Below are 21147 nucleotides of genomic sequence, written 5' to 3'. Positions count from 1 at the left end.
ACCATCGGGGCCGGAGACGACGGCATGCTCACCATGAAGGACATCACGCGGCGCTTCCGCGTGACCCCGGGAACGCGACTGCGGCTGAGGAAGCACGACACGGCGTGGGCCGGCGACAAGGATCTCCAGCGGCTGACGACCGACGCGCTGAAGGAGAAGGCTCGGGGCTTCGTCGAGCAGAACCTGGTGCGGCTCGCCGAGGCGCAGGATCGGCTGGCCTCCAACGACGTCTGGTCGGTGCTGGTGGTGCTGCAGGCGATCGATGCCGCCGGCAAGGACGGCATGATCAAGCACGTCATGTCTGGCCTCAATCCGCAGGGCTGCCAGGTGTTCAGCTTCAAGCGTCCGTCGGAGGAGGAACTCGACCACGACTTCCTGTGGCGCTACTGGCGCGCGTTGCCCGAGCGCGGCCGGATCGGCATCTTCAACCGCTCGTACTACGAAGAGACGCTGGTCGTCCGCGTCCACCCCGAGGTGCTCGAGCGCCAGCGCCTGCCGCCCGGTCCGCGCGACGACGAGTTCTGGCTGGCGCGCTACGAGGACATCAACGCGTTCGAAAAGCACCTGACGCGCAACGGCACGCTGATCCTGAAGTTCTTCCTGAACATCTCGAAGAAGGAACAGAAGAAGCGGTTCATGGACCGCCTCGACAATCCGGACAAGCACTGGAAGTTCGAGATGGGCGACCTGCACGAGCGTGCCTACTGGGACCAGTACCAGGAGGCGTTCGAGGACACGCTCACGCACACCAGCACCGATTTCGCGCCGTGGTGGGTGATCCCGTCCGACAACAAGTGGGTGTCGCGGGCGCTGGTCTCGGCCATCCTCACCGAGTCCATCCAGGGACTCGGCCTGAAGCCGCGCAAGATGACGCCGGCGCAGCTCGAAGTGATCGACGAAGGCCGTCGGCAGCTGCTCGCGGAGCCCTAGCGTGCGCGTGGCCATGGCCATGGCTGCGCTGGTCGTGGCCGGCTCGGTGCCGTGGCACGCGTCGACGACGATGCAGCCAGGTGCGGGCACGGTCGGTCGCCTGGCACGGCAGGTCGGGCTGAACGACACGCAACTGTCTGCGGTCCGCAACGGCGAGCCCGTCATCGCCGACGTCCGATCGTCCTCCGATCGCGAGATCGCCGTCGCCGGCGCCGTGCGCGTCGCTGCGCCTGCGGCGCGCATGATGGATCTGATGCGCCACGTGGAGCGCCTCGAGCGTGGCAACGGCTTCCTCGCCACCCACCGCTTCTCCACGCCGCCCACCGTCGAGGACATGGCCGCGCTCCGCCTGCCCGACCAGGACGTGGCCGACCTCCGCCGTTGCCGGCCCGGACGCTGCGGCGTCAAGCTGGGGACCGACGCCCTCGCCGCGGTCGCCCGCATCGACTGGCTCCGCCCCGATGCTGCCGAGCAGGCCAACGCGCTGGCGCGTCGCATGGCCGTCGACTACGTCGAGCGCTACCGCGCCGGCGGCAACCAGGCCCTCGCCATCTACCACGATGCCGAGCGGCCGACCTTCGTCGCCCGCGAGTTCGAGGACATGGTCCGCCGCTCGCCGCTTCTCACGTCGACGCTGCCCGAGGTGTCGGCCTACCTGCTCTCGTATCCGCTGGGCCGGCCTGCCGGTGTCGACGACTTCTTCTACTGGTCGCTCGCGCAGTTCGGGCTCAAGCCCGTGGTGCGCATCAACCACGCGGTGGTGCATCCCACCGCCACCTCGGGCGACCTGCGCGGTGTGGTCACCGTCAAGCAACTGTACGCGAGCCACTACTTCCACACGGCGCTCGAGGTCCGCGCGATCGTCGACGACACGGAGCGTCCGGGGCGGGGGCACTACCTGGTGGTGCTGAACCTGGCGCGGTCCGACGGGCTCACCGGGTTGCTCGGCGGGATGGTGAAACGGAAGGCCCGCGAGGGCGCGCGCGCCGGCCTGTCGGCCGCGCTCCGCACGATGAAGGCGAGGGCGGAAAGTCCTTGAGCCGGGCGCGGCACGCCGCTGGTTGCGCACCGGCCGCTGCCTGGCGCGGCAGGTGCGGCCCCGGCGTCGCGGTGGCGCGCCCTTGCGTTCTTCAGCGTGCGGCTCGTGGGTCGGGCTCGGTGCGCGAGGCGGCGACGAGCCGCGCGTGCTCGCTGCCGAGGGAGTGGACCACGGCCAGCCAGCCGAGCGTCAGGACGACGTTCACCGCGGCGAAGGCCGGGATGCCGAACGAGGCGGCATGGCCGGCCCAGACGACGCCGGCCTGCAGCACGTCGCCGGCGCGCACGAAGAAGGAGTCCACGGCCTGCTTGGCCTTGTACTTCGCCTCGCGGCTGGTCGGCAGCCAGAGCGCCTGCTTGGTCGTGTTGCCCAGCGAGTAGTCGATCGAGTTGTCGGCGATCTTGAACAGGCCCACCGTCTGCACCGAGGGCGTGCGCAGCATGAAGGTGTAGCCGAGCAGCGCGACGATCGGGTGGATGTAGAGCGACTTCTCCACGCCCAGCCACTTGAACAGCCGCGACACCACGAACAGCTGCAGGAACAGCCCCACGAAGTTCACGTACGAGAACAGGTTGCCGTACACGCCGCCGACGAACTTCTCGCGCGCCTCGTGCCCCGCCGCGTCGCTGCCGAACCTGGCGACGGCTTCCTCGGTGACGAGGCGGCCGAACAGGTACTCACCCGAGGTGTTGACCACGTTGAGCAGCACCATGAGCACGCCGATCAGCAGCAGGTACCGGTTGCCGAACACCAGCGAGAACGCCCCGTCCTTGCCGAGCGGCACGTCGTCGACCTTCTTCTGCGCCGCCGTCTGTGTGGCGCGATTGGCGCGATTGGCCCCGTACGCCAGCCCGATGCACACGCTCACCAGCACGCCGGCGATGCCCATGAGGGGCAGGGGCCCGAACGCCCGCGCGAGCGGTGCGGCCTGCACCGATCCCACGAACGCCCCCAGGCTGCTGCCGAGGCCGACCAGCGGGAACAGGCGCTTGCCCTGCTCCGGGGTGTAGAGGTCGTTGGCGAACGCCCAGAACTGAGCGATCACCATCGTGTTGAAGATCCCGACCCAGAGGAAGTAGGGGATGCCGATGCGCAGCCCGCCGGCGCTGGCCATGATGAACAGCCCGATCTGCACCACGAAGGCCAGCGTCACCCAGCGGATCAACTTCATGCGGTCGACGCGCGACGCCAGGGCGCTGAACATCGGCACCAGGCCGAGCAGCAGCAGCGCCTGGCCCGCCGACGAGTAGGCCTTCACCTCCGCGCCGCCGTCGGCCAGGATCAGCGCCTCGCGCGCCGTCTTCAGCATGTAGTACGCCCCGAGCAGCACGAACATCGTGCTGGTGAGCAGCAGCGCGGTGGCGGCCTCACCGGGGCGCACCTCCGCGATGGGGGCCAGCGCACGTTCGATCCAGCCGCGCGATGACTGGGAGGGCGGGGGGGCGGCGGGTGAGGTCATGCGGAAAGCTCGGCCATGAAAACGACAGTATGGACTCGAACGGACCCCGACCGGGCGCGCCGTGGCGGTGTCGGTCCTGTCATAGCGGCCATCGGTGTCGGCACGCGGACCGCCACGTGGGTTCGGGGGGCGCCGCGACCATCGCGTCGACGGTCGGCATTCAGTCCACCCAGTGCAGCACGTTGCGGACGATGGACCAACGGGGTTGATGCGGTGCGAAGGACCGCCCGAAGATCCAGTGGTCGATCAGCTGGGTCAGCGACCCATCACGGGAGTGCAGCTCGAGCCAGGCGTCGACGAAGGACTTCCACGCCGCGTCGCCCTGGGGCAGCCCGTACGCCACCGGCACCCGAATCAGGCCGGGCGTCGGCACGACGACCGAATACCCCGGGTAGAGCAGGGTGAGGAATGCACCTCGCTCCGCCGACAGCACCATGGCCTCGAACGTCCACCCCCCCGGCGCGAACACGCCCGCCGTCGCGGTCAGCGGCACCATCACGGCCTCGGGCAGACGCTGCTGCACCTGCCGCCTGAAATAGGGCAGGTCGGGCAGCGCGAGCCGCACTGCGCCCCGCGCCCGCACCGCGTCCCACGAGCCGTACGCCGCGCGAAGGTGGTCGGGGACCACGAAGGCCAGGCTCTCCTCCATGTACGGAGTGGAGAAGGCCAGCTGCGTCGCCCGGAGAGGCGTCGCGACGACGCCGCCCATCGCGATGTCGCACTCACCGGACGCCAGCCCCTCCGACAGGGCCTCTGCGTCGCGCGGCACCAGGTGCAGGCGCGCCTGCAGGTCGATCGCCAGCTGGTGGGCCATCTCGACGTCGAGGCCGACCAGTGAACCGTGCGCATTGTCGAACGCGTACGGCGGTCGTCCCTCGACGTAGCACACGCGGACCACCCCGGTCGTCCTGACGGCGTCCAGCACCGGTGCGCCGGCGGCGCGAGAGCCGCGGGCGTCCGCGTCGGCGACCTCGGCCCGGGGCAGGACCGGCGCCAGCGCGGCGACCACGGCCCCGCCGTCGAAATGCGGGCGCAGCGCCGTCTCGAACAGCAGGCGGAGCGACCCGAGCACCACCACCGTCAGCGTCGCCGTGATGACCAGGTACCTGGTCAGCCTCTTTGCGTCGAAGCGGATCAGCCCGGCGAGCGCCGCGCTGCCGAGCAGGCCGACGACCACCGTGTGCACCGCGGCCAGCAGCGAACCGAACCGCTGGTTGATCACGCCCGTGGCGAGGAACAGCTGGAAGGTGTCGGCCGGGATGCGGAACACGTCGAGCAGGAACGGCACCGCAGCGTTCAGGCTGCCGAAGAACGTCAGCAGCCCCGTGAGCGCCAGCGCCGGGTACGACGTGAACGGGATGGCCGCATTGGCGAACCACCCGGCGAAGAGCACGAAGCTGAGCGACAGCAGCTTGCCGGTGTGCGGAAAGTTGAACGACGCCGGGACGATCACGTCGGGCAGGCCGGTGGCGTGATCGCGGTCGGCCTCCGGCACGTGGCGCGACAGCAGTTCCTTGCAGGCGTCGGTCAGCGTCGGGAGCACGATGAACAGGTCGCCCGCGACGAACGCCGTGAGCAGTGCGGCGCGGGTCGGCCGCAGCAGCTCGAGGTAGCCGATCGGCGTCAGCGCCGACACCAGACCAGGCAGCACCCAGGCCGCCAGCAGCATGGCAATCGCCACGTACGCCACCAGGTACACCTGGATGCGGGCCAGCTGCTCGATCTGCAGCGTGCCGGCGGCGACGGCCGCGACCGCGAACATGCCGTAGGGCGTGAGCCGGACGACCAGCTTGGTGGCGCGGCCCACCATGTCGCTGGCCACCGAGAGCACGTCGAGCAGCACGTGCTTGCGCGGCACCGCGATCAGGGCCACGCCCAGCACGATCGAGAACAGCACCACCGCCGGCACGATGTTGTTGGCCAGCGAGTTGAACGGGTTGGACGGGATGTACAGGTCGACGAAATCGAAGTCGGGCGGCCGCTCGAGCATCGACGTGCTGAAGAACGCCCCCTGACGGACCACCGGGAAGACCGCCGGCATCAGCAGCGCGAACGCCAGTCCGGTGCTCCACAGCGCCAGCAGCACCAGGCCGGCGCGGACGCCGAGACGGCGCGCCTCGACCGCCGACAGGTGTCCCAGGCTGGCGACGATGGAGATCACCACGTAGGGGAGCACCGTCATCTGCAGCAGCTTGACGAACCCCGTGGCGATGACCCCGAGCGGCGCCACCAGGTCGCCCAGCAGCACGCCGGTCGCGGCGCCGGCCGCCAGCCAGAGGAGGATGCGGGTTGAGAAGGACATGGCGGAGGCGGATTCTTACGGGTCGACGACGAACTGCACCATGCCGCCGCCGTGGGTGATCGCCGGCACCACTCGCACCGGGTGCTGGCGCAGCCGGATGGTCACCGCCCGGCCGGCCGTCACCCCCACCGCCGCGCCCATCACCGTGTCGCTCAGCCAGTGCTTGCGATCGTGGATGCGCGAGGCCGCCGTGTAGACGCCGAGAGCGTAGAACGGCAGCCCCACCTTCCAGCCATAGTGCGTCTGCAGCACGGTGGCCGTCGCGAACGTCGCCGACGAGTGCCCCGACGGGAACGATCGCGCGTCGCCATTGGGACGCGTGCGACGCACGGCGTACTTGATGACATACGTCCACGACGCCGCGCTGATCTGCGCGCGCACCAGGTCACGGCCGGCCGCCGAGGCGCGCTTGCTGCCGACGGCATGGCCCACCACCCACCAGCCGACCGCCAGCGGCCCCTGGAACGAGACGTTGCCGTACTCCTGGCCGGCCCCCAGGCTGCTGCCGATCTGGTCGAAGCCGCGTTCGGTGATCTTCTCGTCGAATGGCCGCACGAACAGGGCCGTCGCGGTGCCCAGCGTGAGCGTGCCCGCCGTGTCCAGCGTGAACCACTGCGCGTAGTCGCGGCCGACGTCCTTGAAGAACCCGGAGAACCCCGGCGACCCGGCCAGGCGCGGGTCGGTGGCGGCCTCGGGCGCCGCGGCCCCGGGCTGTGGTGCCTCGGCTTCCGACTGCGGCGACTTGACCTCTGGCGTCACGGAGACGACCGGCGCGGGCGAGGCCGGTTGCGCCACCTGGCCCGCGCAGGGCGGCGCAGGGGCCAACACGAGGAGGAGGAACGCACTGCGAAGGTGGCTCATGCGCATGGTCTGGACCATTGTGTGGGCAACTCGGCGCCGAGCACCCGGCGAATCGGAGCGGCCCTGGGGACTCGCGGTTGGTGGCTCATCACCCGGCCGCATGCGACGCCCGCGAGCCCTGCCGCCCGTGCTAGCGTGCAAGGATGGCGGTCCGACGCGCCTCGCGCGAGACCATCGTGTGGGGGTTCGTCATCGCGCTGCTGCTCGTCGCGCAGTGGCCCATGATCAAGGGACGTTACTACCAGTGGCGCGGCGCGCCGGCACCGGCCAGCGCCATCGCCTGGCGGACCGACCATGCCGCCGCCCTGGCCGAGTCCCGCCGCACCGGCAAGCCCGTGCTCGCCGACTTCGCGGCGGGCTGGTGCCCGCCCTGCATCACGATGAACCACGAGGTGTGGCCCGACCCGGAGGTGGCCGCCCTCGTCACGCGCGACTACGTGCCGCTGAAGGTCGACATCGACAGGCACCCCGACCTCGCCGAGCGCTATGAGGTCGCTGGCATCCCGAGCGTGCTGGTGCTCGATCACGACGGTCGCGTCCTCCGCACCGCTTCGTTCCTCAGCCGCGGCGGCATGCAGGCCTTCCTGCGCGACGACGGGCCGTGATGGACACGGCCCGCTCCGACCATCGGGCCGACGGGGCCGGCGTGCGCATCGATCGCCCTCGGTGCCGACCGCAGGCTACCGGAAGAGCGGACCCAGCCCGATGTAGAACCGGAAGCGCCCGTCGAAGTCGAACGCCGTGCCGGCGTACAGCGGCCCGAACAGCGTCTCGACCACCGTGCCGAGCGACACGCTGCTGCGGTACCGCATGTCGCCCCATTCGTCGTGGGCGCTGCCCTGCTCGAACCAGCCCCCGAGGTAGATGTTGCCGCCAAGCACGTCGGCCAGCCGGCCCACCCGCTTCAGGTACCCGACGCCGCCCATCACGTAGTTGGCGGCGCGCAGTTCGTCGTTGTTGAACGCGCTCAGGCGCAACGGACCGCCGAGGGAGAAGTCGTTCACCAGCGGTGTCTCCCCGAACGACGTGCCGACGCCGTATGTGACGAACAGGCGGTCCTCCCGCTTGACGCGCGTGAACCAGTTGCCGGCGATCTCGCCCTGCCAGAATTCCTGCGGGTTTGTCAGGTCATCGCGGGGGACGAGCGTCTCGTACTCCGGCGCGTCGAAGAAGTAGCGCAGCTTGCTGCGCAGGTACAGGCCGCGGGTCGGCACCACCGGGCTCGTCTGGTTGTCCCAGATGAGGCCGGCCGAGCCGTACTTCTCGCTGCCGTTCACCTCGGGCAGGCCGGGCGAACCCACCCGGATGCGACCACGCACGTCGGCCGCGTCGATGCCGACGCGGAACTCGGCGCGCGGGCTGATCGCGTACCCGAGGTCCACACCGCCCCCGGCCCGCTTGAACCGGTACTCGGCGATGAAGTTCTCCTCGAAGTAGAAGTTGCGCGGGTTGCGCGCGAAGTAGGCGCGCGGCGCGATGAAGATCGGCGACCTGCCGAGCGGGCGCCAGACCTCGAAGCCGAGGCCCTGCCGCGTGCCGATCACGCCGTCGATGCGCACCTCCGAGCCGCGTCCCACCCAGTCGTAGGCCGTGACGCGTCCGGCGAGGTTGACCGAGAAGCTGCTCGAGTCGACGTTGCTCAACTCGGGGCTGATCTGCAGGAGCGGCGGGCCGTACGGCTTCTGGCGCGCCCTGATCTCGAGGCCGACCTTGCCGTCCTTCTCGATCGGGCGATAGGTGAGGTACTCGTACCGGTCGGTGCCGGTCACCGTCAGGATGCGGTCGGCGACCACCGCGTGCGTGAGCGGCTGGCCGACGAGGGGCGCCATCGTCTCGCGGATGAACGCCTCCTCGCGGGCATCGACGCCGACCACCGTGAGGAACTCGGCAGTCTTCGGCACGATGCGCTTCCTGGCCAGGCGGGCCTGCAGGTGCGCCTCGTAGGTGGCCTCGTCGACCGCCAGCGGCAGCAGCTTGTCCTTCATCGCCTCGGCCGCCGCGTAGCCACGGTCGGCGAGATCGCCGCTGGCGCGCCACGACATGCCCGTGAGGCCGACCAGGTCGGGGTCGATGATGACGTCGGCATCCTTGAGCGCCTGCCGGATGCTGGTGGTCATCATCGTGTCGATGGTGCGGCCGAGCAGGGACACCAGCGACGCGCGCGTCTGCGCCTCGGTGGCCGAGTCGGCGCCGACGTTGACGGCGATGACCTTGTCGGCGCCCATCTTCTTGGTGACGTCGGCGGGGATGTTGTTCAGCGCGCCGCCGTCGACGAGCAGCCAGTTCTCGTAGTTCACCGGCGTGAACACGCCGGGGATGGCCATCGTCGCGCGCATGGCCTGCGCCAGCGAACCCTTGCCGAGCACCACGGCCTCGGCGTTCTTCAGGTCGGTGGCCACGCAGCGGAACGGCGTCGGCAGGTCGTCGAAGCTGGCCACGTCGCCATAGGCGAGCGCGATGCGATCGAGCAGCAGCGCGACCTGCTGGCCGGGATTGAGGCCGCCCGGCAGCGTGAAGCCGCCCTTGAGGCCGAACTCGAGCTGCGACGGGTACGAGCGCTTGTCCTGCTTGCGGCGGAAGGTCTTGTACTTGTAGGGGGAGTCGGCGACGAACATCAGGTCCCAGTCGACTTCCTTCATCAGCTCGAGGATCTCCTCGGGCTCCATGCCGCTGGCGTAGGCACCGGCTACCAGGCCGCCCATGCTCGTGCCGCTGATGTAGTCCACCGGGATCCGGTGCTCCTTGAACCAGCGCAGCACGCCGATGTGTGCGAAGCCGCGGGCGCTGCCGCCGCCGAGTGCGAGGCCCACCTTCGGCCGCCCTGCCTGCGTGGCCGCCGCGGTCGTGGCGGGCGTGACGACGCCCTCACGATCGGAGGGTGAGGAGACGGCCGCGCGAAGCTCCTGGGCCGAAGCCCCGGTGGCCCCGAGCGCGAGAGCGGCCGCCGCCAGCGCGGCGGCGGCGAGGAAGCGGGGGGAGAACGTCGTCGTCATGGGTATCTGTCAGCGCCGTCCCGGCCATCGCGCCGCCAGCACGGGCGTGCCAGGGCGACCTCCGGGTTGCCGGGTCACTGGGCCTTCTTCCACACCGTCCGCGTGAGCACCCGGGTGCCGTCGCGAGTCTCGAGCGAGAGCGTGCCGCCCTCGAACGCGTAGTAGCGCACCTTGTCGGGCGTCAGCGTCGCCGGCAGCGTATCGACCGCGCCCTGCCCCATCACGTCGGCCATCACCAGGCGCTTGCCCGAGGTGTCGACCACGGCGCGCCCCTTCATCGCGAGCGCACCCGCCCCCGGACCCGCCGCTGCAGGGTCGGCCAGGCTGGCGGAGAGTTCGAGGTTGCCGTAGGCGTCGTACGTCAGTCGGCCCGTCGCCTGCAACGCCTTCGGGGCGCCCGCCGCATCGAAGGCCGTGAGGCTCACCAGCGTCCACGAGCCTTCGAGCTGCCTGCGCACGGCTTCCATCGAGGTCGTGCCCGTGTCGACGGCGGTCGTGCGGAGCGGCTTCTGGCGAGGGGCGGCGGCGCAGCCCGCCAACAGGCCGCCGGCCAGCAGGCAGGCGGCGGGCAGGGCCACGGCACGGTGACCGAGGCTACGCATACGTGGATTCCTCTCGATAGGGCAGCCGAGCGGATTCGCTCCGGCGCCTTCGCAGTCTACCCCAGCCCCTACCGTGGCAGGACGCTACGATCGACGCTTTGGATGCTGCTGCACGGGCGACGGTTCCGCCAGTCCTACCTAGTGCTAGTGGCCGCCCGGCGCCAGCCACCTGGCCAGCCACGCGTGGACCTCGCCGTAGAAGAACCGACTGTTCTCGGCCCGCAGGATCCAGTGGTTCTCCTCCGGGAACACGATCAGCCGGCTGGGCACCTGCTGGCGCTGGAGCGACACGAACAGCTGCAACGCGTTGTTGGCCGGGACGCGGTAGTCCCGCTCCCCGACGGTGACCAGCATCGGCGTCTTCAACGTGCCGGCACGGAACAGGGGCGACTGCTTCGCCCAGGTCGCCGGGGCTTCCCAGACCGGACCGCCCATGTTGCGCTCGCGGGAGTACGCGACGTCGCTCGTGCCCCACTGTGCGGCGAGGTCGAACAGGCCGGCGTGGCTCACCAGCGCCCGGTATCGGGTCGTCGACACGGCCAGCCAGTTGGCCAGGTGGCCGCCGTAGGACGCGCCGCCTGCGACCTGTCGCGTCCCGTCGACGAACGGGAACCTCCGGATCGCCTCGTCGGCGGCCTCGTTGATCTCGATCGCCGGTCCCTCGAGCGGATCCCCCTGGATGCGCTGCGCGTAGGCCTCGCCGAACCCCGTCGATCCCATGTAGTTGGTCAGCAACACCACGTAACCGGGCGCCCCGAGCAGGTGGTAGTTCCAGCGGAGCACCCACTCGTCGCGCCACGCGCCGTGCGGGCCGCCATGCATCACCACGAACAGCGGGTACTTCCTGGCCGGGTCGAAACCGGGCGGGCGGACCAGCAGGTTGTGCACGCGCGTGCCCCTGGAACTGGTGAACCAGAACGCCTCGGGCCGCGGCAGGTCGAGGGCGGCGACGCGCGTGTCGGTGAACCGCGTGATCGGCGTCCGGGCGCCCGTCGCGGGATCCACCCGCACGACTTCCGGTGGCCTCGTCGCGCTCTGCCAGAGGGCGACGATGGCAGGGGCGGCGGCGGTCCCGCCGACATCCACGCTCGTCAGCGTGCCTGCGTCGAGTGAGCCGATCTCGACCGGCGTGCCGCCCGCGGCGGGCACGGTGTAGAGCCGCTCCTGTCCCTGGTCTTCAGCAGTGAAGATCAGGCGGGCCCCGTCGGCGGTGACGCGGGTGGACGCGACGGGGCGATCGAACGACGCCGCCACCGCGCGGGGCGCGCCCATCGCCGGCCAGGCGAACCGCACCAGGCGGCTCATCACGTACACGCGGTCGGAGACGGGCTCCATCGTGGCGAAGAGCGTCTTGCCGTCGGGGCTGAAGGTCGGTGCGCCGAAGGAGTCGGCGCCCGGGGTGAGGCGGCGCGGCTCTCCACCCGCGGCGTCGACCCACCAGAGTGCCGTGACGACCTCGGCCCGCGCGGCCTCCGATCGGTTGCTCGAGGCCGCGAACACCACGCCAGAGCCGTCAGGGGCCCACGCAGCGGCGATGTTCTCGGCGCCGCTGCCGACCTGTCCGCTGAAGCCGGCCGACGTGACGAGCGCGGAGCCGGCCAGCAGGTCGCGCGCCGGCGCCCCCGGCGTGAGCGGCTGCACCAGCAGGCTGGCGTGCCGGTCGTCGAGCCAGCGATCGAAGTCACGCACCGGGAAGCTGTCGTAGACGCGGGCGTTGTACTTGCGCGCCTTGCGGTCGGCGGCCGCCGCCTTGTTCTCCGCGTCGGTGCGTGCGCCCGGGTAGACGTCGCTGGTGAACAGGATGGCGGTGCCGTCGGGGCGCCAACGCGGTGCGCGCGCGCCGGTCGATACCTGCGTCACGCGCTGCGCCTCGCCGCCGTTCGCCACGTCGATCACGTAGATCTGCGGCACCTCGTCGTCGCCGCGACGCGCGGAGAACGCGACGCGGGTGCCGTCCTCGCTCCAGGCCGCGCCGCTTTCGCTGCCCGGCGTGCCGGTCAGGCGGCGTGGCGGCGAGCTGCCGTCGGTCCGCAGCAGCCACAGGTCGCTGACCTGCTGCTTGTCGTCGTAGGCCGGTTCGAGCACGCTCACCACGACGCGCGTGCCGTCCGGACTGATGGCCGGCGCGCCGAACCGCGGCATCGTCCACAGATCCTCGTGGGTGATGGGTCGGCGGGGCGGTTGTGCCCAGGCGCTGGGCGGGACCGGGATGGCGAGGAGCAGGGCGAGACCGAGGCGACCCAGGGGCAATCGCATGTCCGTCAAGGTACTCCCGGCGACGGCCGTCGTCGACTACGGGCGGTTGGCGGTCCTGCCGATAATCAGAGAGTGACCGTGGGTAGGTCAGGACGCCGGCTGCGGTGGCACGTGACCGGGTGGCGGATCGCCACCACGGCGGTCGGCCTGTGCCTGCTCCTGACCCTGTCGGCCTGGCGCGTCGTCGCCGACCAGGTGCACCGGGCCGAGGCGGGCCTGTTCCAGCAGCGCACCGAGCGCGTCCTCACGACGATGCAGGCCCGGTTCGCGTCGGCCAAGCAGGCGGTGTACGCCGCCCGCGCGCTCGTCGAGGCGAGCGACGACGCCACGAGCGCCGACTGGCAGCGGTTCGTGACGGGGATCGCGCCGTTCATGAACGAGGGCGTGGTCGGGCTCGGGCGGGTCGAGCGGATCGCCCGCGCCGACATCGCCGCCCTCGAACGTCGGGTCCGGAGCGAGGGGCAGCCGTCCTTCACGGTGGAGCGCACCGGACAGAACCCGTTCCTCTACGTCGTCACGCGAATCGAACCTGCGGTCCGCAACGAAGGCGCGCTCGGCCTCGACGTCGGGTCGGGCACGACGCGCCGCCGGGCGGCGGAGCGATCGATGCGGACCGGGCAGGCAGCGCTGTCGCGGCGCATCCGCGTGATCGAGGGGGCCCGCGAGGTGCCGGGGTTCCTCCTGTTCCTGCCGGTGTACGCGCCGGGGCCACCTGTCGAGACGGTGGCCGCACGCGAGCGCGCCCTCACGGGGTGGGTCTACGCCTCGTTGCGGATCGACGAACTGACGCGCGGGCTCGTCGAGGCGGGAGGCAACGACATCGCCTTCGCGATCCGCGAGGAGGTCCAGGCCAACGGCGTGGCGCCGCTGTTCGACACCGGCCTCGCCGCGGCCGACGGCCCGTTCACGCGCCGCGTACCCCTCGACCTCGATGGCGAGCGCTGGATCTTCGAGTTCCGGGCCCGCCAGTCGACCGACCCGCTCGACGCCACGGTGCTGCCGACGATGGTGCTCACCGTGGGTCTCTTCGCCTCGTGCCTGGTGGGGTTGCTGAGCCTGGCGATGACCAACGCGCGGTCGCGCGCCGAGACGATCGCCGAGCAGATGACCGCCGAACTCGTGCGCACCAATGCCGACCTGGAACGGGCCGCCGAGGCCTCGCGCGACCTGGCCGCGCAGGCCACCCAGGCCAGCCAGGCCAAGAGCCAGTTCCTGGCGATGATGAGCCACGAGATCCGCACGCCGATGAACGGCGTGATCGGGATGACCAGCCTCCTGCTGCAGTCGGGGCTGTCCCCCGAGCAACGCGACTACGCCGACACGATCCGCACGAGCGGCGATGCGCTGCTGGCGATCATCGACGACATCCTCGACTTCTCGAAGATCGAGTCCGGGCGGTTCGAACTGGCCCCGGCTCCCTTCGATCTCCGCGCCTGCGTGCAGGGGACGGTCGCCATCCTGGCCGGTCGCGCCCGGGAGAAGGGCCTGGCCCTCACCTGCCACGTCGCCGAGGACGTGCCCGCCCATGTGATTGGCGACGGCAACCGCCTGCGGCAGGTGCTCATGAACCTGCTCGGCAACGCCGTGAAGTTCACCGACGCGGGCGAGGTGTCGCTGACGGTCCGGCGCGATCCCACGACCGGCCCCGACGCCATCGTCTGCGAGGTCCGCGACACGGGCATCGGTATTCCCGCGCCGTCGCTCGCCCGCCTCTTCCAGCCGTTCACCCAGGTCGACGCGTCGACGTCGCGCCGCTTCGGCGGCACCGGGCTCGGGCTGGCGATCAGCCGGCGGCTCGTCGAGTTGATGCAGGGGCGCATCGACGTCGAGAGCACCGAGGGCGCCGGATCGACGTTCCGGGTCTGCATCGACCTTCCGGGCGCACCGCCGGCCATGGTCACGCCGACGGCGCCCGACCCGCTCACGCTGACGCCGACCCGCACGGCCGGTGAACGGCGCCCGGTGGCGTTGCTGGCCGAGGACAATGCCGTCAACCGCAAGGTGGCGCTGGCGATGCTGCACCGCATGGGGTGGGAGGTCGATGCCGCCGGCGACGGGCAGGAGGCGCTCGACGCGCTGGAACAGCGTGCCTACGACGTGCTGTTGCTCGACGTGCAGATGCCGAGGGTCGACGGGTTGCAGGTGGCCCGGCGCGTCGTCGAGGCCCAGCCGGACCCGGCCCGCCGGCCCTGGATGATCGCCGTCACGGCCAACGCCATCGTCGGCGATCGCGAGGCCTGCCTGGCGGCCGGCATGGACGACTTCGTGGCCAAGCCGATGAAGCCGCGCGACCTCGAGGCGGCGCTGGCCCGCGCGCTCGACCAACCGGGGCGCGGCTCGCTCGTCGAACGGCGCGTCAGCTAGAGTCGTTCCCGCCGCGATCCGCGATCCGCGATTCTCCGCGCCCGCCCCGATCCGCCCTACCTGGCCGACGTGCAGGGGCGCGGCCGGAAGCCGGCGCGGGCGAACATGATCCGGGTGAACGACTCGCTGGTGTCCTCGATCAGCCTCACCTGGCCGTCGCTGTAGATCCTGCGGGTCGGCGACGCGTCGGCGCCGCCCGTCTCGCGCAGCACCGTCGACGTGCCGTCGTTCCACACCACGTACACCTTGCCCTCGTCCATGGCGACGCGGATGCGATCGGCACCGCACTGGTACGGGATGCCCATCGGCACCGGTGCCGCAGGCGCCGCTGCCGTCGTCGGCATGACGGGCTGCGGCGGGGGCGGGGGCGGCTTCACCGCGGCCACCAGCGTCACCTCGTTGGCGGCGCCCTTGGGCGGCATGATCCGGAGGCGCAGCGTCTCGGCGGTGAGTTCGAGGACCTCCACCTTCGACGTGACATTGCGCTCGGTGACGACCAGGCCGTTGACGTCCTCGGCCCAGGTGCCGACCCAGGGCGTGCGCGCCGCCGACGAGACCGCCAGCGTGTTGTCCGAGAGGAAGACGTAGAGGGCGCCCTTGGGCGGCGTCCCCGTCGATGCGTCGACGATCCACACGCGATCGACGAGGCGATCGATGCGCGGCGCGATGGCGGCGCTGCGGGCCGCGGCGGCCGGCGCCTGCGCTGGCGCCTGTCCCGCGGCCAGGGGGGCCACGACAGAGGCAGCGACGAACCACGGGACGAGGGCGCGCGTGAGCGACGGCATGATCCGATTGTGCACCGGCCTGCCGGGCTGGCGCACATCTCCTCGACACGCCCCGCCAGTTTGTGTACAAGTCTCGCCTTGTGCGTCATCCCCGCCTTGCGATCGTCGTCACCGCCCTGATGCTGGCGGTCGGCTGCCGGCCCGCCTCGCCGCCCGCCTCCCGGCCGGCCACGCCGAGCGACAACGGCGGGCTGTCGCTGCCCGGCGGGTTCTCGGCCACGGTCTTCCATGACGGGGTGGGGCGGGCGCGCCACCTCGCGGTCACCGGCGACGGCATCGTCTACGTCAAGCTGCGCGGCCCGTGGTGGGGCGACCCGGCTGCCGGCTTCAAGGGCATCGTCGCGCTGCGCGACACGGGCGGCGACGGGCGAGCCGATCTGGTCGAGCGCTTCGGGGCCTACGAGGACACCGGTGACTACGGGACCGCGATGCGCATCCACGAGGGGCACATCTACTTCTCGACGGCCGGGGAGGTCTACCGGCAGAAGCTGGTGCCCGGGCGCCTGGTCCCCGACACGCCCGTCGAGCTGATCCTCAAGCACAACTACAAGGCCGAGGGGCGGTCCTACGAGCACATCGCCAAGCCGATTGCCTTCGACGAGTCCGGCCACTTGTACGTGCCGTTCGGGGCGCCCGGCGACTCGTGCCAGGACAAGAACCGCCAGCCGGGAGCACCTGGAGCCGACCCGTGTGGTCAGCTCGAGTGGCACGGCGGCGTGTGGCAGTTCGACGCGCGCAAGCCGGGGCAGACCGAGAAGGACGGCGTGCGGTATGCCACCGGCATCCGCAGCATCGTGGCCATGGCGTGGAACCGGCACGCCCACGACCTGTATGCGCTGCAGCACGGGCGTGACGACCTGTACCGGTCGTGGTCGCAGTACTACTCGCGGTGGCAGAGCGCCGTGCTGCCGTCCGAGGAGTTCTTCCGCGTCACCCGCGGATTCGACGGTGGCTGGCCGTACTACTACTTCGACTGGATGCAGGGCAAGAAGCTGCTCAACCCGGAGTACGGCGGCGACGGCAAGAAGGAGGGCAAGGGCGCCGAACTGGCCCGGCCGCTGGTCGGCTTCCCCGGCCACTTCGCTCCGAACGACCTGCTGTTCTACGACGGCGACCAGTTCCCGGAGCGGTACCGCCACGGCGCCTTCATCGCCTTCCACGGCAGCACCATCCGCGTGCCCTACTCGCAGGCCGGCTACATCGTCGCGTTCGTGCCGATGAAGGATGGCATGCCCTCCGGCGACTGGGAAGTGTTCGCTGACGGCTTCTCCGGCATCGACCCGATCCCGAACACCACCGACGCGGTCGCGCGGCCGATGGGCCTGGCGCAGGGGCCCGACGGGTCTCTTTACGTGAGCGACAGCGTGAAGGGGAAGATCTGGAAGATCGCCTATCGCGGCAACCGTGGCGCCTTCGGCCCGGCGCAGCTGGCGGTCATGGCCGAGCGCAAGGCCACGCAGGCGCACATCCGGCAGCCCGACGAGCAGAAGGACGTCATCGGTGGCGCCGCCCTCGCCGAGGGCGCGCAGTTGTACCAGACGTTCTGCGTCGCCTGCCACCAGGCCGACGGCAAGGGCGACGGCAACCGCTTCCCGTCGCTGCATGCAACGCGGTGGGTGTCGGGCAACAAGCAGCGTGTCATCTCCGTGGTGCTGCACGGCCTGTCCGGCGAGATCGACGTCGAGGGGCGCACCTGGAACGGCGTGATGCCGGCGCACGGCTTCCTCACCGACGAGCAGGTGGCCAAGCTCCTGACGTACCTGCGACAGAGCTTCGGCAACCTCGGGCAGGGCGTCAGCGCCGAGGAAGTGGCGCAGCAGCGCGCGAAGGGACCATGGACGCCGCCGTCGCGGTGAGGCGCGCGCGGGCCGCTCTGGTTGCCAGCCTGCTGGCGCTGGCGCTGGCGCTGGCCGCGACACCGGCCGGCGGGCAGGCCGGCGCAGCGTGGCAGCTGATCGCACCGCTGTTCCGGGTGCCCGCGGTGTACGAGGGACAGCTGGGCGCATTCCGGTCGCCCTTGCAGTTCGACGATGGGACGCCGGTGCGCACCGCGGCGGACTGGCCCCGCCGGCGCGCGGAGATCCTGGCCAGGTGGCACGGCCTGATGGGCGCCTGGCCGGCCCCGCTCGCGTCGGTCCCGATGGAGGTGCTGTCGGAGGCGCATCGCGAGACGTTCACGCAGCGGCGCGTGCGCCTCGAGGTCGCGCCCGGACAGCGAACGGAGGGCTGGCTCCTGGTGCCCGATGGCGCGCCGGCGCGACGGCCAGCGGTGCTGGTCCCCTTCTACGAGCCCGAGACCAGTGTCGGCCTCGGTGAGCGCCCGCTGCGGGACTTCGCCCGGCAGCTCACGCGCGCCGGGTTCGTGACCCTCTCGATCGGCACGCCTGCCGGCGACGCACGGCTGCCCGATCGCGGCGGCGTGGACGTGCAGCCGCTGTCGTACTACGCCTACGTCGCGGCCAACGCCTGGACGGCGCTCGCGCAGCGGCCCGAGGTCGATCCGCAGCGGATCGGCGTGGTCGGGCACAGCTACGGGGGCAAGTGGGCGCTCTTCGCGGGGGCGCTGTGGGACCGCTTCGCGGCGGTGGCGGTGAGCGATCCGGGCATCGTGTTCGACGAGACGCGCCCGAACGTCAACTACTGGGAGCCGTGGTACCTCGGGCTCGATCCGGCGGTGCGACGCAAGCCGGGCGGGCTGCCGACGGTCGACAATCCGCGGACCGGGCCCTACAAGGTGATGCGCGAGCGCGGCCTCGACCTGCACGAACTCCACGCGCTCATCGCGCCGCGGCCGTTCTTCGTGAGCGGCGGTGCCGAGGATCCCCTGGAGCGGTGGGTGGCGCTGAACCACCGGGTCGCCGTCGATGCGCTCCTCGGCCACTCGCAGCGCGTCGGCATGTCGTCGCGGCCGACCCACGACCCCACGCCCGAGTCCAACGCGCAGATCGTGGCGTTCTTCCAGCACTTCCTGCAGCGCTGACGGCGCCGCGGTGGCAGGCCCGGTCGTGCATGGGCGCCTGCCAGGAAGTGAGGGCGGACGCCTCGATCGGCGACCCGGCGCTTACGGGCGCGGCGTGCGCCGCCGCCGCACCAGCGGCGCCCCGAGCGCGACGACGAGCATGGCGAGCGTGCCCGGCTCCGGAACCGGCGGCGCCTGTTCCAGGAGGTCGACGCGCCCCTGCCACGCAGCCATCGAGCCACCGCCGGTCTGCTGGTAGGTCAGCAGCGCCCGCATCCCGTCGAAGGCCGTCGGCGAGAAGGTGTTCGAGGTGGAGCCGTACGCGCAGGTGGTGGGAGCGTTGCCGGCCGCACTCGCGCAACTCGTGGTGCCGAGATCGACACCCAGGTTGGTGGGCGCGGCGCCGAGCGTGCCGTAGCCCGACAGGAACGTCGGGTAGGTGCCGGGCGAAGACACGACCGCGGCGGTGGTCGGCGTGCTGGACACCGTGGCCGACAGGCTGCTCACGGCGTACCGGTAGTTGGCCGGGACGATCGGCGTGCCGAACAGGATCGAGAAGGTGAGCGGGCTGGGCACGAAGTTGGTCGTCATGACGGTGAACGCGATGAACGGATCCCGGTCCACGAGGCCGCTGATGACGACCGTGCTGCCGGCCAGTTGCAGGCGTGTCTCGACGGTAGAGACCGAGTCGTTCACCGGCGCGAAGGCGTCGGGGACCTCGACGCACTCCGTGTTGGCGCACACCGTGAGGAATGGGCCCGGGACGATGGTGCTCGCCTGCGCCGGATGCGCAGTGCCGAGCACAGCGAGGGAGAGGAGCCACGACAGTCGACGCATGACGCTGACCTCCTGCGACATGGGCAGTTCCGGTAGGGATCGGTGTCCTTCAATCCGTGTGCCCCTTGGACGCGGTGATCGCCCCCGAGGATCCCGTCGCGACCCGCGGCGCACCCCTCCGTTCGCTGGACTCGAGTGCGGCGGTTACTGGAAGACTGGCGAGTGTTCGTCGGCCTGTGCCTGCGGCGGCAGCACGACGTGCGACGGCCCGCGCGCCCGCGGCCGCGCGCCGCGCGGGCCAGCCAACTGCAGGGTGGCGAAGGCGACCGCGTCGGCGTTGACCTCCAGCGCCGTCAGGTTGACGTTGTCGAAGGTGTCGCACGCCTGGTGGTAGCACGGGTCGTACGCGGCGCCGGCGGTGCCCCCCCACATTGCTGCCTCGGCGGCGGTCTTGATGCCTTCCGCGCCGGTGAGCACGCCGCCGGAAGGGATCCCGTAGTCGATGAACGGCGCGTAGTCCGAACGCCCGTTGAAGTCGGCGCCCTTGAACGGCAACCCGCGCGACTGGTAGAAGCCCTCGAAGATCTTCTCGATCTCGTCGGAGCCGTCGGGCCCGGGGCCGAAGCCCACCTGGTCGGAGTCGTCGCCGTCGTGGATGAAGAAGACATGATTGGGCGAGCCGATCATGTCGAAGTTGAGGTAGCTCGCGATGGTGCCCCGCTCCTCTGCCGACAGCGAGTTGAGGTAGAACCTCGACCCGATCAGGCCCGACTCCTCGGCGCCCCAGAGCGCGAACCGCACGCGGTTCTGGAGCGGCGTCCGTGCCAGCATGCGGGCCGTTTCGAGGACCGCGGCCACGCCCGACCCGTTGTCGTTGATGCCCGGACCGGCGTTCACCGAGTCCAGGTGGGCCCCCACCATGACCACCGACGAAGGATCGCCCGCGTTGGTCTCGGCCAGGACGTTGGTCGTCGTGGCGAGGCCGCGGAAGGTGTCGACCCTGAGCCGCATCACGAGTCCGGAGGTGCTGGCCAGTTGCAGTCCCACCGCCTGGGTCACCGACGTGAACGGGATGTCGAGCGAGAAGGTGTTGCCCAGGGTGCCGTAGATGGCGCCTGGCTGGTTGTTGTACATGACCACGCCGGCCGCGCCGGCATTGAAGGCGTTGATGCCCTTGATGGCGAACGTGCAGGCCCCGCGCGAGATCAGCGCGATGGATCCGACGGGAAAGCCGGCGAAGTCGGCCGCCTGACATCCGTTGACGCCCGACGGCGCGACGACTGCTGCCGTGACGTCGCCGCTGCCCGAGTAGGACAGGATCGTGTTGGCGACGGGGCCGGCTGGCGCCGGAGCGATCTGCTCCAGCAGCGACGGCGTGCGCTGGTAGAACGTCTGGAACTGGAACGTCTGCCGCGTGACCGTGTAGCCGGCGCGCTCGAGCACGGCCTGGGCGTAATCGGCCGACGCGTCGTCGCCGGCGGAGCCGCCCGTGCGATGGCCGTTGTTGGCGTCGGCGATGGCCTGCAGCGCGGACTGGTGCGCGCGCACGCCCTTCAGCGTCACGCAGGCCAGCAACTTCTCCGCGGTGTTGTTGGGACGGATCTCGCACGCGCGCGACTGCGCGGCGGGACGCGGGGCGTAAACGGCCGTGATGGCCAGGGCGATGGTCAGGGCAGCGAGGCGGCGTGGATGCATGCGGGACTCCCGGGCGACGCACCACGACACGCCGCGAGCGGGCCGGACGCAATCCGGTCGTGCCCGGCGAGAGGCCTGGGTGCGTGAAGGGTCGGACGATAGCACGAGCGTACCGGCCCGGAACA

General features: G+C 71.0%; 15 protein-coding genes. 6 read left to right on the top strand and 9 right to left on the bottom strand.

All coding sequences use genetic code 11. The features are described from left to right. The first annotated feature begins 24 nt into the window (after window positions 1-24). Both TBR22_RS21750 and TBR22_RS21745 read left to right on the top strand, forming a co-directional pair. Entirely contained in the window at window positions 25-930 is a 906-nt protein-coding gene (locus TBR22_RS21750; protein ID WP_239489936.1) for a polyphosphate kinase 2 family protein, read from the top strand. A gap of 1 nt (window position 931) precedes the next feature. Then, a complete protein-coding gene (locus tag TBR22_RS21745) occupies window positions 932-1969 on the top strand; it encodes a hypothetical protein (RefSeq protein ID WP_239489935.1) in 1038 nt (345 codons plus the stop codon). A 91-nt stretch (window positions 1970-2060) separates the two neighbouring features. On the opposite strand, the gene TBR22_RS21740 is transcribed toward TBR22_RS21745, so the two are convergent. The 3 genes from TBR22_RS21740 to TBR22_RS21730 form a co-directional block, all read right to left on the bottom strand. Beyond that, window positions 2061-3428 (bottom strand): NTP/NDP exchange transporter, encoded by a 1368-nt coding sequence (locus TBR22_RS21740; protein ID WP_239489934.1) that lies wholly within the window; start codon window positions 3426-3428, stop codon window positions 2061-2063. Between the two features lie 160 nt (window positions 3429-3588). Beyond that, window positions 3589-5730 (bottom strand): cation:dicarboxylate symporter family transporter, encoded by a 2142-nt coding sequence (locus tag TBR22_RS21735; RefSeq protein WP_239489933.1) that lies wholly within the window; start codon window positions 5728-5730, stop codon window positions 3589-3591. A gap of 15 nt (window positions 5731-5745) precedes the next feature. Further along, window positions 5746-6597 carry a phosphatase PAP2 family protein gene (locus tag TBR22_RS21730; RefSeq protein ID WP_239489932.1) on the bottom strand — a complete coding sequence of 284 codons (852 nt, stop codon included), beginning with the start codon at window positions 6595-6597 and terminating at the stop codon, window positions 5746-5748. Window positions 6598-6734: 137 nt separating this feature from the next. Here TBR22_RS21730 and TBR22_RS21725 point away from each other — a divergent pair, with 137 nt between their 5' ends. Continuing rightward, window positions 6735-7196 (top strand): thioredoxin family protein, encoded by a 462-nt coding sequence (locus tag TBR22_RS21725; protein WP_239489931.1) that lies wholly within the window; start codon window positions 6735-6737, stop codon window positions 7194-7196. A gap of 75 nt (window positions 7197-7271) precedes the next feature. Here TBR22_RS21725 and TBR22_RS21720 read toward each other — a convergent pair whose 3' ends face one another. The 3 genes from TBR22_RS21720 to TBR22_RS21710 form a co-directional block, all read right to left on the bottom strand. Further along, on the bottom strand, window positions 7272-9584 hold the full coding sequence (locus TBR22_RS21720; protein ID WP_239489930.1) for a patatin-like phospholipase family protein: 2313 nt from the start codon (window positions 9582-9584) through the stop codon (window positions 7272-7274). Window positions 9585-9658: 74 nt separating this feature from the next. Next, window positions 9659-10186 carry a hypothetical protein gene (locus TBR22_RS21715; RefSeq protein WP_239489929.1) on the bottom strand — a complete coding sequence of 176 codons (528 nt, stop codon included), beginning with the start codon at window positions 10184-10186 and terminating at the stop codon, window positions 9659-9661. A gap of 144 nt (window positions 10187-10330) precedes the next feature. Then, the gene (locus TBR22_RS21710) at window positions 10331-12442 is read right to left on the bottom strand and encodes a S9 family peptidase (protein ID WP_239489928.1); all 2112 of its coding nucleotides are present in this window, start codon (window positions 12440-12442) and stop codon (window positions 10331-10333) included. A 78-nt stretch (window positions 12443-12520) separates the two neighbouring features. Here TBR22_RS21710 and TBR22_RS21705 point away from each other — a divergent pair, with 78 nt between their 5' ends. Then, window positions 12521-14806 (top strand): CHASE domain-containing protein, encoded by a 2286-nt coding sequence (locus tag TBR22_RS21705; RefSeq protein WP_239489927.1) that lies wholly within the window; start codon window positions 12521-12523, stop codon window positions 14804-14806. A 56-nt stretch (window positions 14807-14862) separates the two neighbouring features. Here TBR22_RS21705 and TBR22_RS21700 read toward each other — a convergent pair whose 3' ends face one another. Next, window positions 14863-15591 carry a hypothetical protein gene (locus TBR22_RS21700; protein ID WP_239489926.1) on the bottom strand — a complete coding sequence of 243 codons (729 nt, stop codon included), beginning with the start codon at window positions 15589-15591 and terminating at the stop codon, window positions 14863-14865. An 80-nt stretch (window positions 15592-15671) separates the two neighbouring features. On the opposite strand from TBR22_RS21700, the gene TBR22_RS21695 reads away from it, so the two are divergent. After that, window positions 15672-17447 (top strand): c-type cytochrome, encoded by a 1776-nt coding sequence (locus TBR22_RS21695; protein WP_239489925.1) that lies wholly within the window; start codon window positions 15672-15674, stop codon window positions 17445-17447. Next, window positions 17426-18571: an acetylxylan esterase gene (locus tag TBR22_RS21690; protein WP_239489924.1), complete on the top strand. Its 1146-nt coding sequence runs from the start codon at window positions 17426-17428 to the stop codon at window positions 18569-18571. The genes TBR22_RS21695 and TBR22_RS21690 overlap by 22 nt, the downstream gene beginning before the upstream one ends. A gap of 81 nt (window positions 18572-18652) precedes the next feature. On the opposite strand, the gene TBR22_RS21685 is transcribed toward TBR22_RS21690, so the two are convergent. Then, window positions 18653-19387: a PEP-CTERM sorting domain-containing protein gene (locus TBR22_RS21685; protein WP_239489923.1), complete on the bottom strand. Its 735-nt coding sequence runs from the start codon at window positions 19385-19387 to the stop codon at window positions 18653-18655. Between the two features lie 144 nt (window positions 19388-19531). Next, complete coding sequence (locus tag TBR22_RS21680) at window positions 19532-21022, bottom strand: M28 family metallopeptidase (RefSeq protein ID WP_239489922.1); 1491 nt, start codon at window positions 21020-21022, stop codon at window positions 19532-19534. Window positions 21023-21147: the final 125 nt, after the last annotated feature.

The sequence above is a fragment of the Luteitalea sp. TBR-22 genome (assembly GCF_016865485.1).
Lineage (GTDB): Bacteria > Acidobacteriota > Vicinamibacteria > Vicinamibacterales > Vicinamibacteraceae > Luteitalea.
This window is presented reverse-complemented; position numbering and strand designations above follow the sequence as displayed.

What these genes read in the sequence shown, in the direction of transcription:
- TBR22_RS21720 (WP_239489930.1), bottom strand. Translation starts at nt 9,584, where the DNA reads ATGACGACGACGTTCTCCCCCCGCTTCCTCGCCGCCGCCGCGCTGGCG.
- TBR22_RS21680 (WP_239489922.1), bottom strand. Translation starts at nt 21,022, where the DNA reads ATGCATCCACGCCGCCTCGCTGCCCTGACCATCGCCCTGGCCATCACG.
- TBR22_RS21700 (WP_239489926.1), bottom strand. Translation starts at nt 15,591, where the DNA reads ATGCCGTCGCTCACGCGCGCCCTCGTCCCGTGGTTCGTCGCTGCCTCT.
- TBR22_RS21685 (WP_239489923.1), bottom strand. Translation starts at nt 19,387, where the DNA reads ATGCGTCGACTGTCGTGGCTCCTCTCCCTCGCTGTGCTCGGCACTGCG.
- TBR22_RS21690 (WP_239489924.1), top strand. Translation starts at nt 17,426, where the DNA reads ATGGACGCCGCCGTCGCGGTGAGGCGCGCGCGGGCCGCTCTGGTTGCC.
- TBR22_RS21735 (WP_239489933.1), bottom strand. Translation starts at nt 5,730, where the DNA reads ATGTCCTTCTCAACCCGCATCCTCCTCTGGCTGGCGGCCGGCGCCGCG.
- TBR22_RS21710 (WP_239489928.1), bottom strand. Translation starts at nt 12,442, where the DNA reads ATGCGATTGCCCCTGGGTCGCCTCGGTCTCGCCCTGCTCCTCGCCATC.
- TBR22_RS21740 (WP_239489934.1), bottom strand. Translation starts at nt 3,428, where the DNA reads ATGACCTCACCCGCCGCCCCCCCGCCCTCCCAGTCATCGCGCGGCTGG.
- TBR22_RS21750 (WP_239489936.1), top strand. Translation starts at nt 25, where the DNA reads ATGCTCACCATGAAGGACATCACGCGGCGCTTCCGCGTGACCCCGGGA.
- TBR22_RS21725 (WP_239489931.1), top strand. Translation starts at nt 6,735, where the DNA reads ATGGCGGTCCGACGCGCCTCGCGCGAGACCATCGTGTGGGGGTTCGTC.
- TBR22_RS21730 (WP_239489932.1), bottom strand. Translation starts at nt 6,597, where the DNA reads ATGCGCATGAGCCACCTTCGCAGTGCGTTCCTCCTCCTCGTGTTGGCC.
- TBR22_RS21715 (WP_239489929.1), bottom strand. Translation starts at nt 10,186, where the DNA reads ATGCGTAGCCTCGGTCACCGTGCCGTGGCCCTGCCCGCCGCCTGCCTG.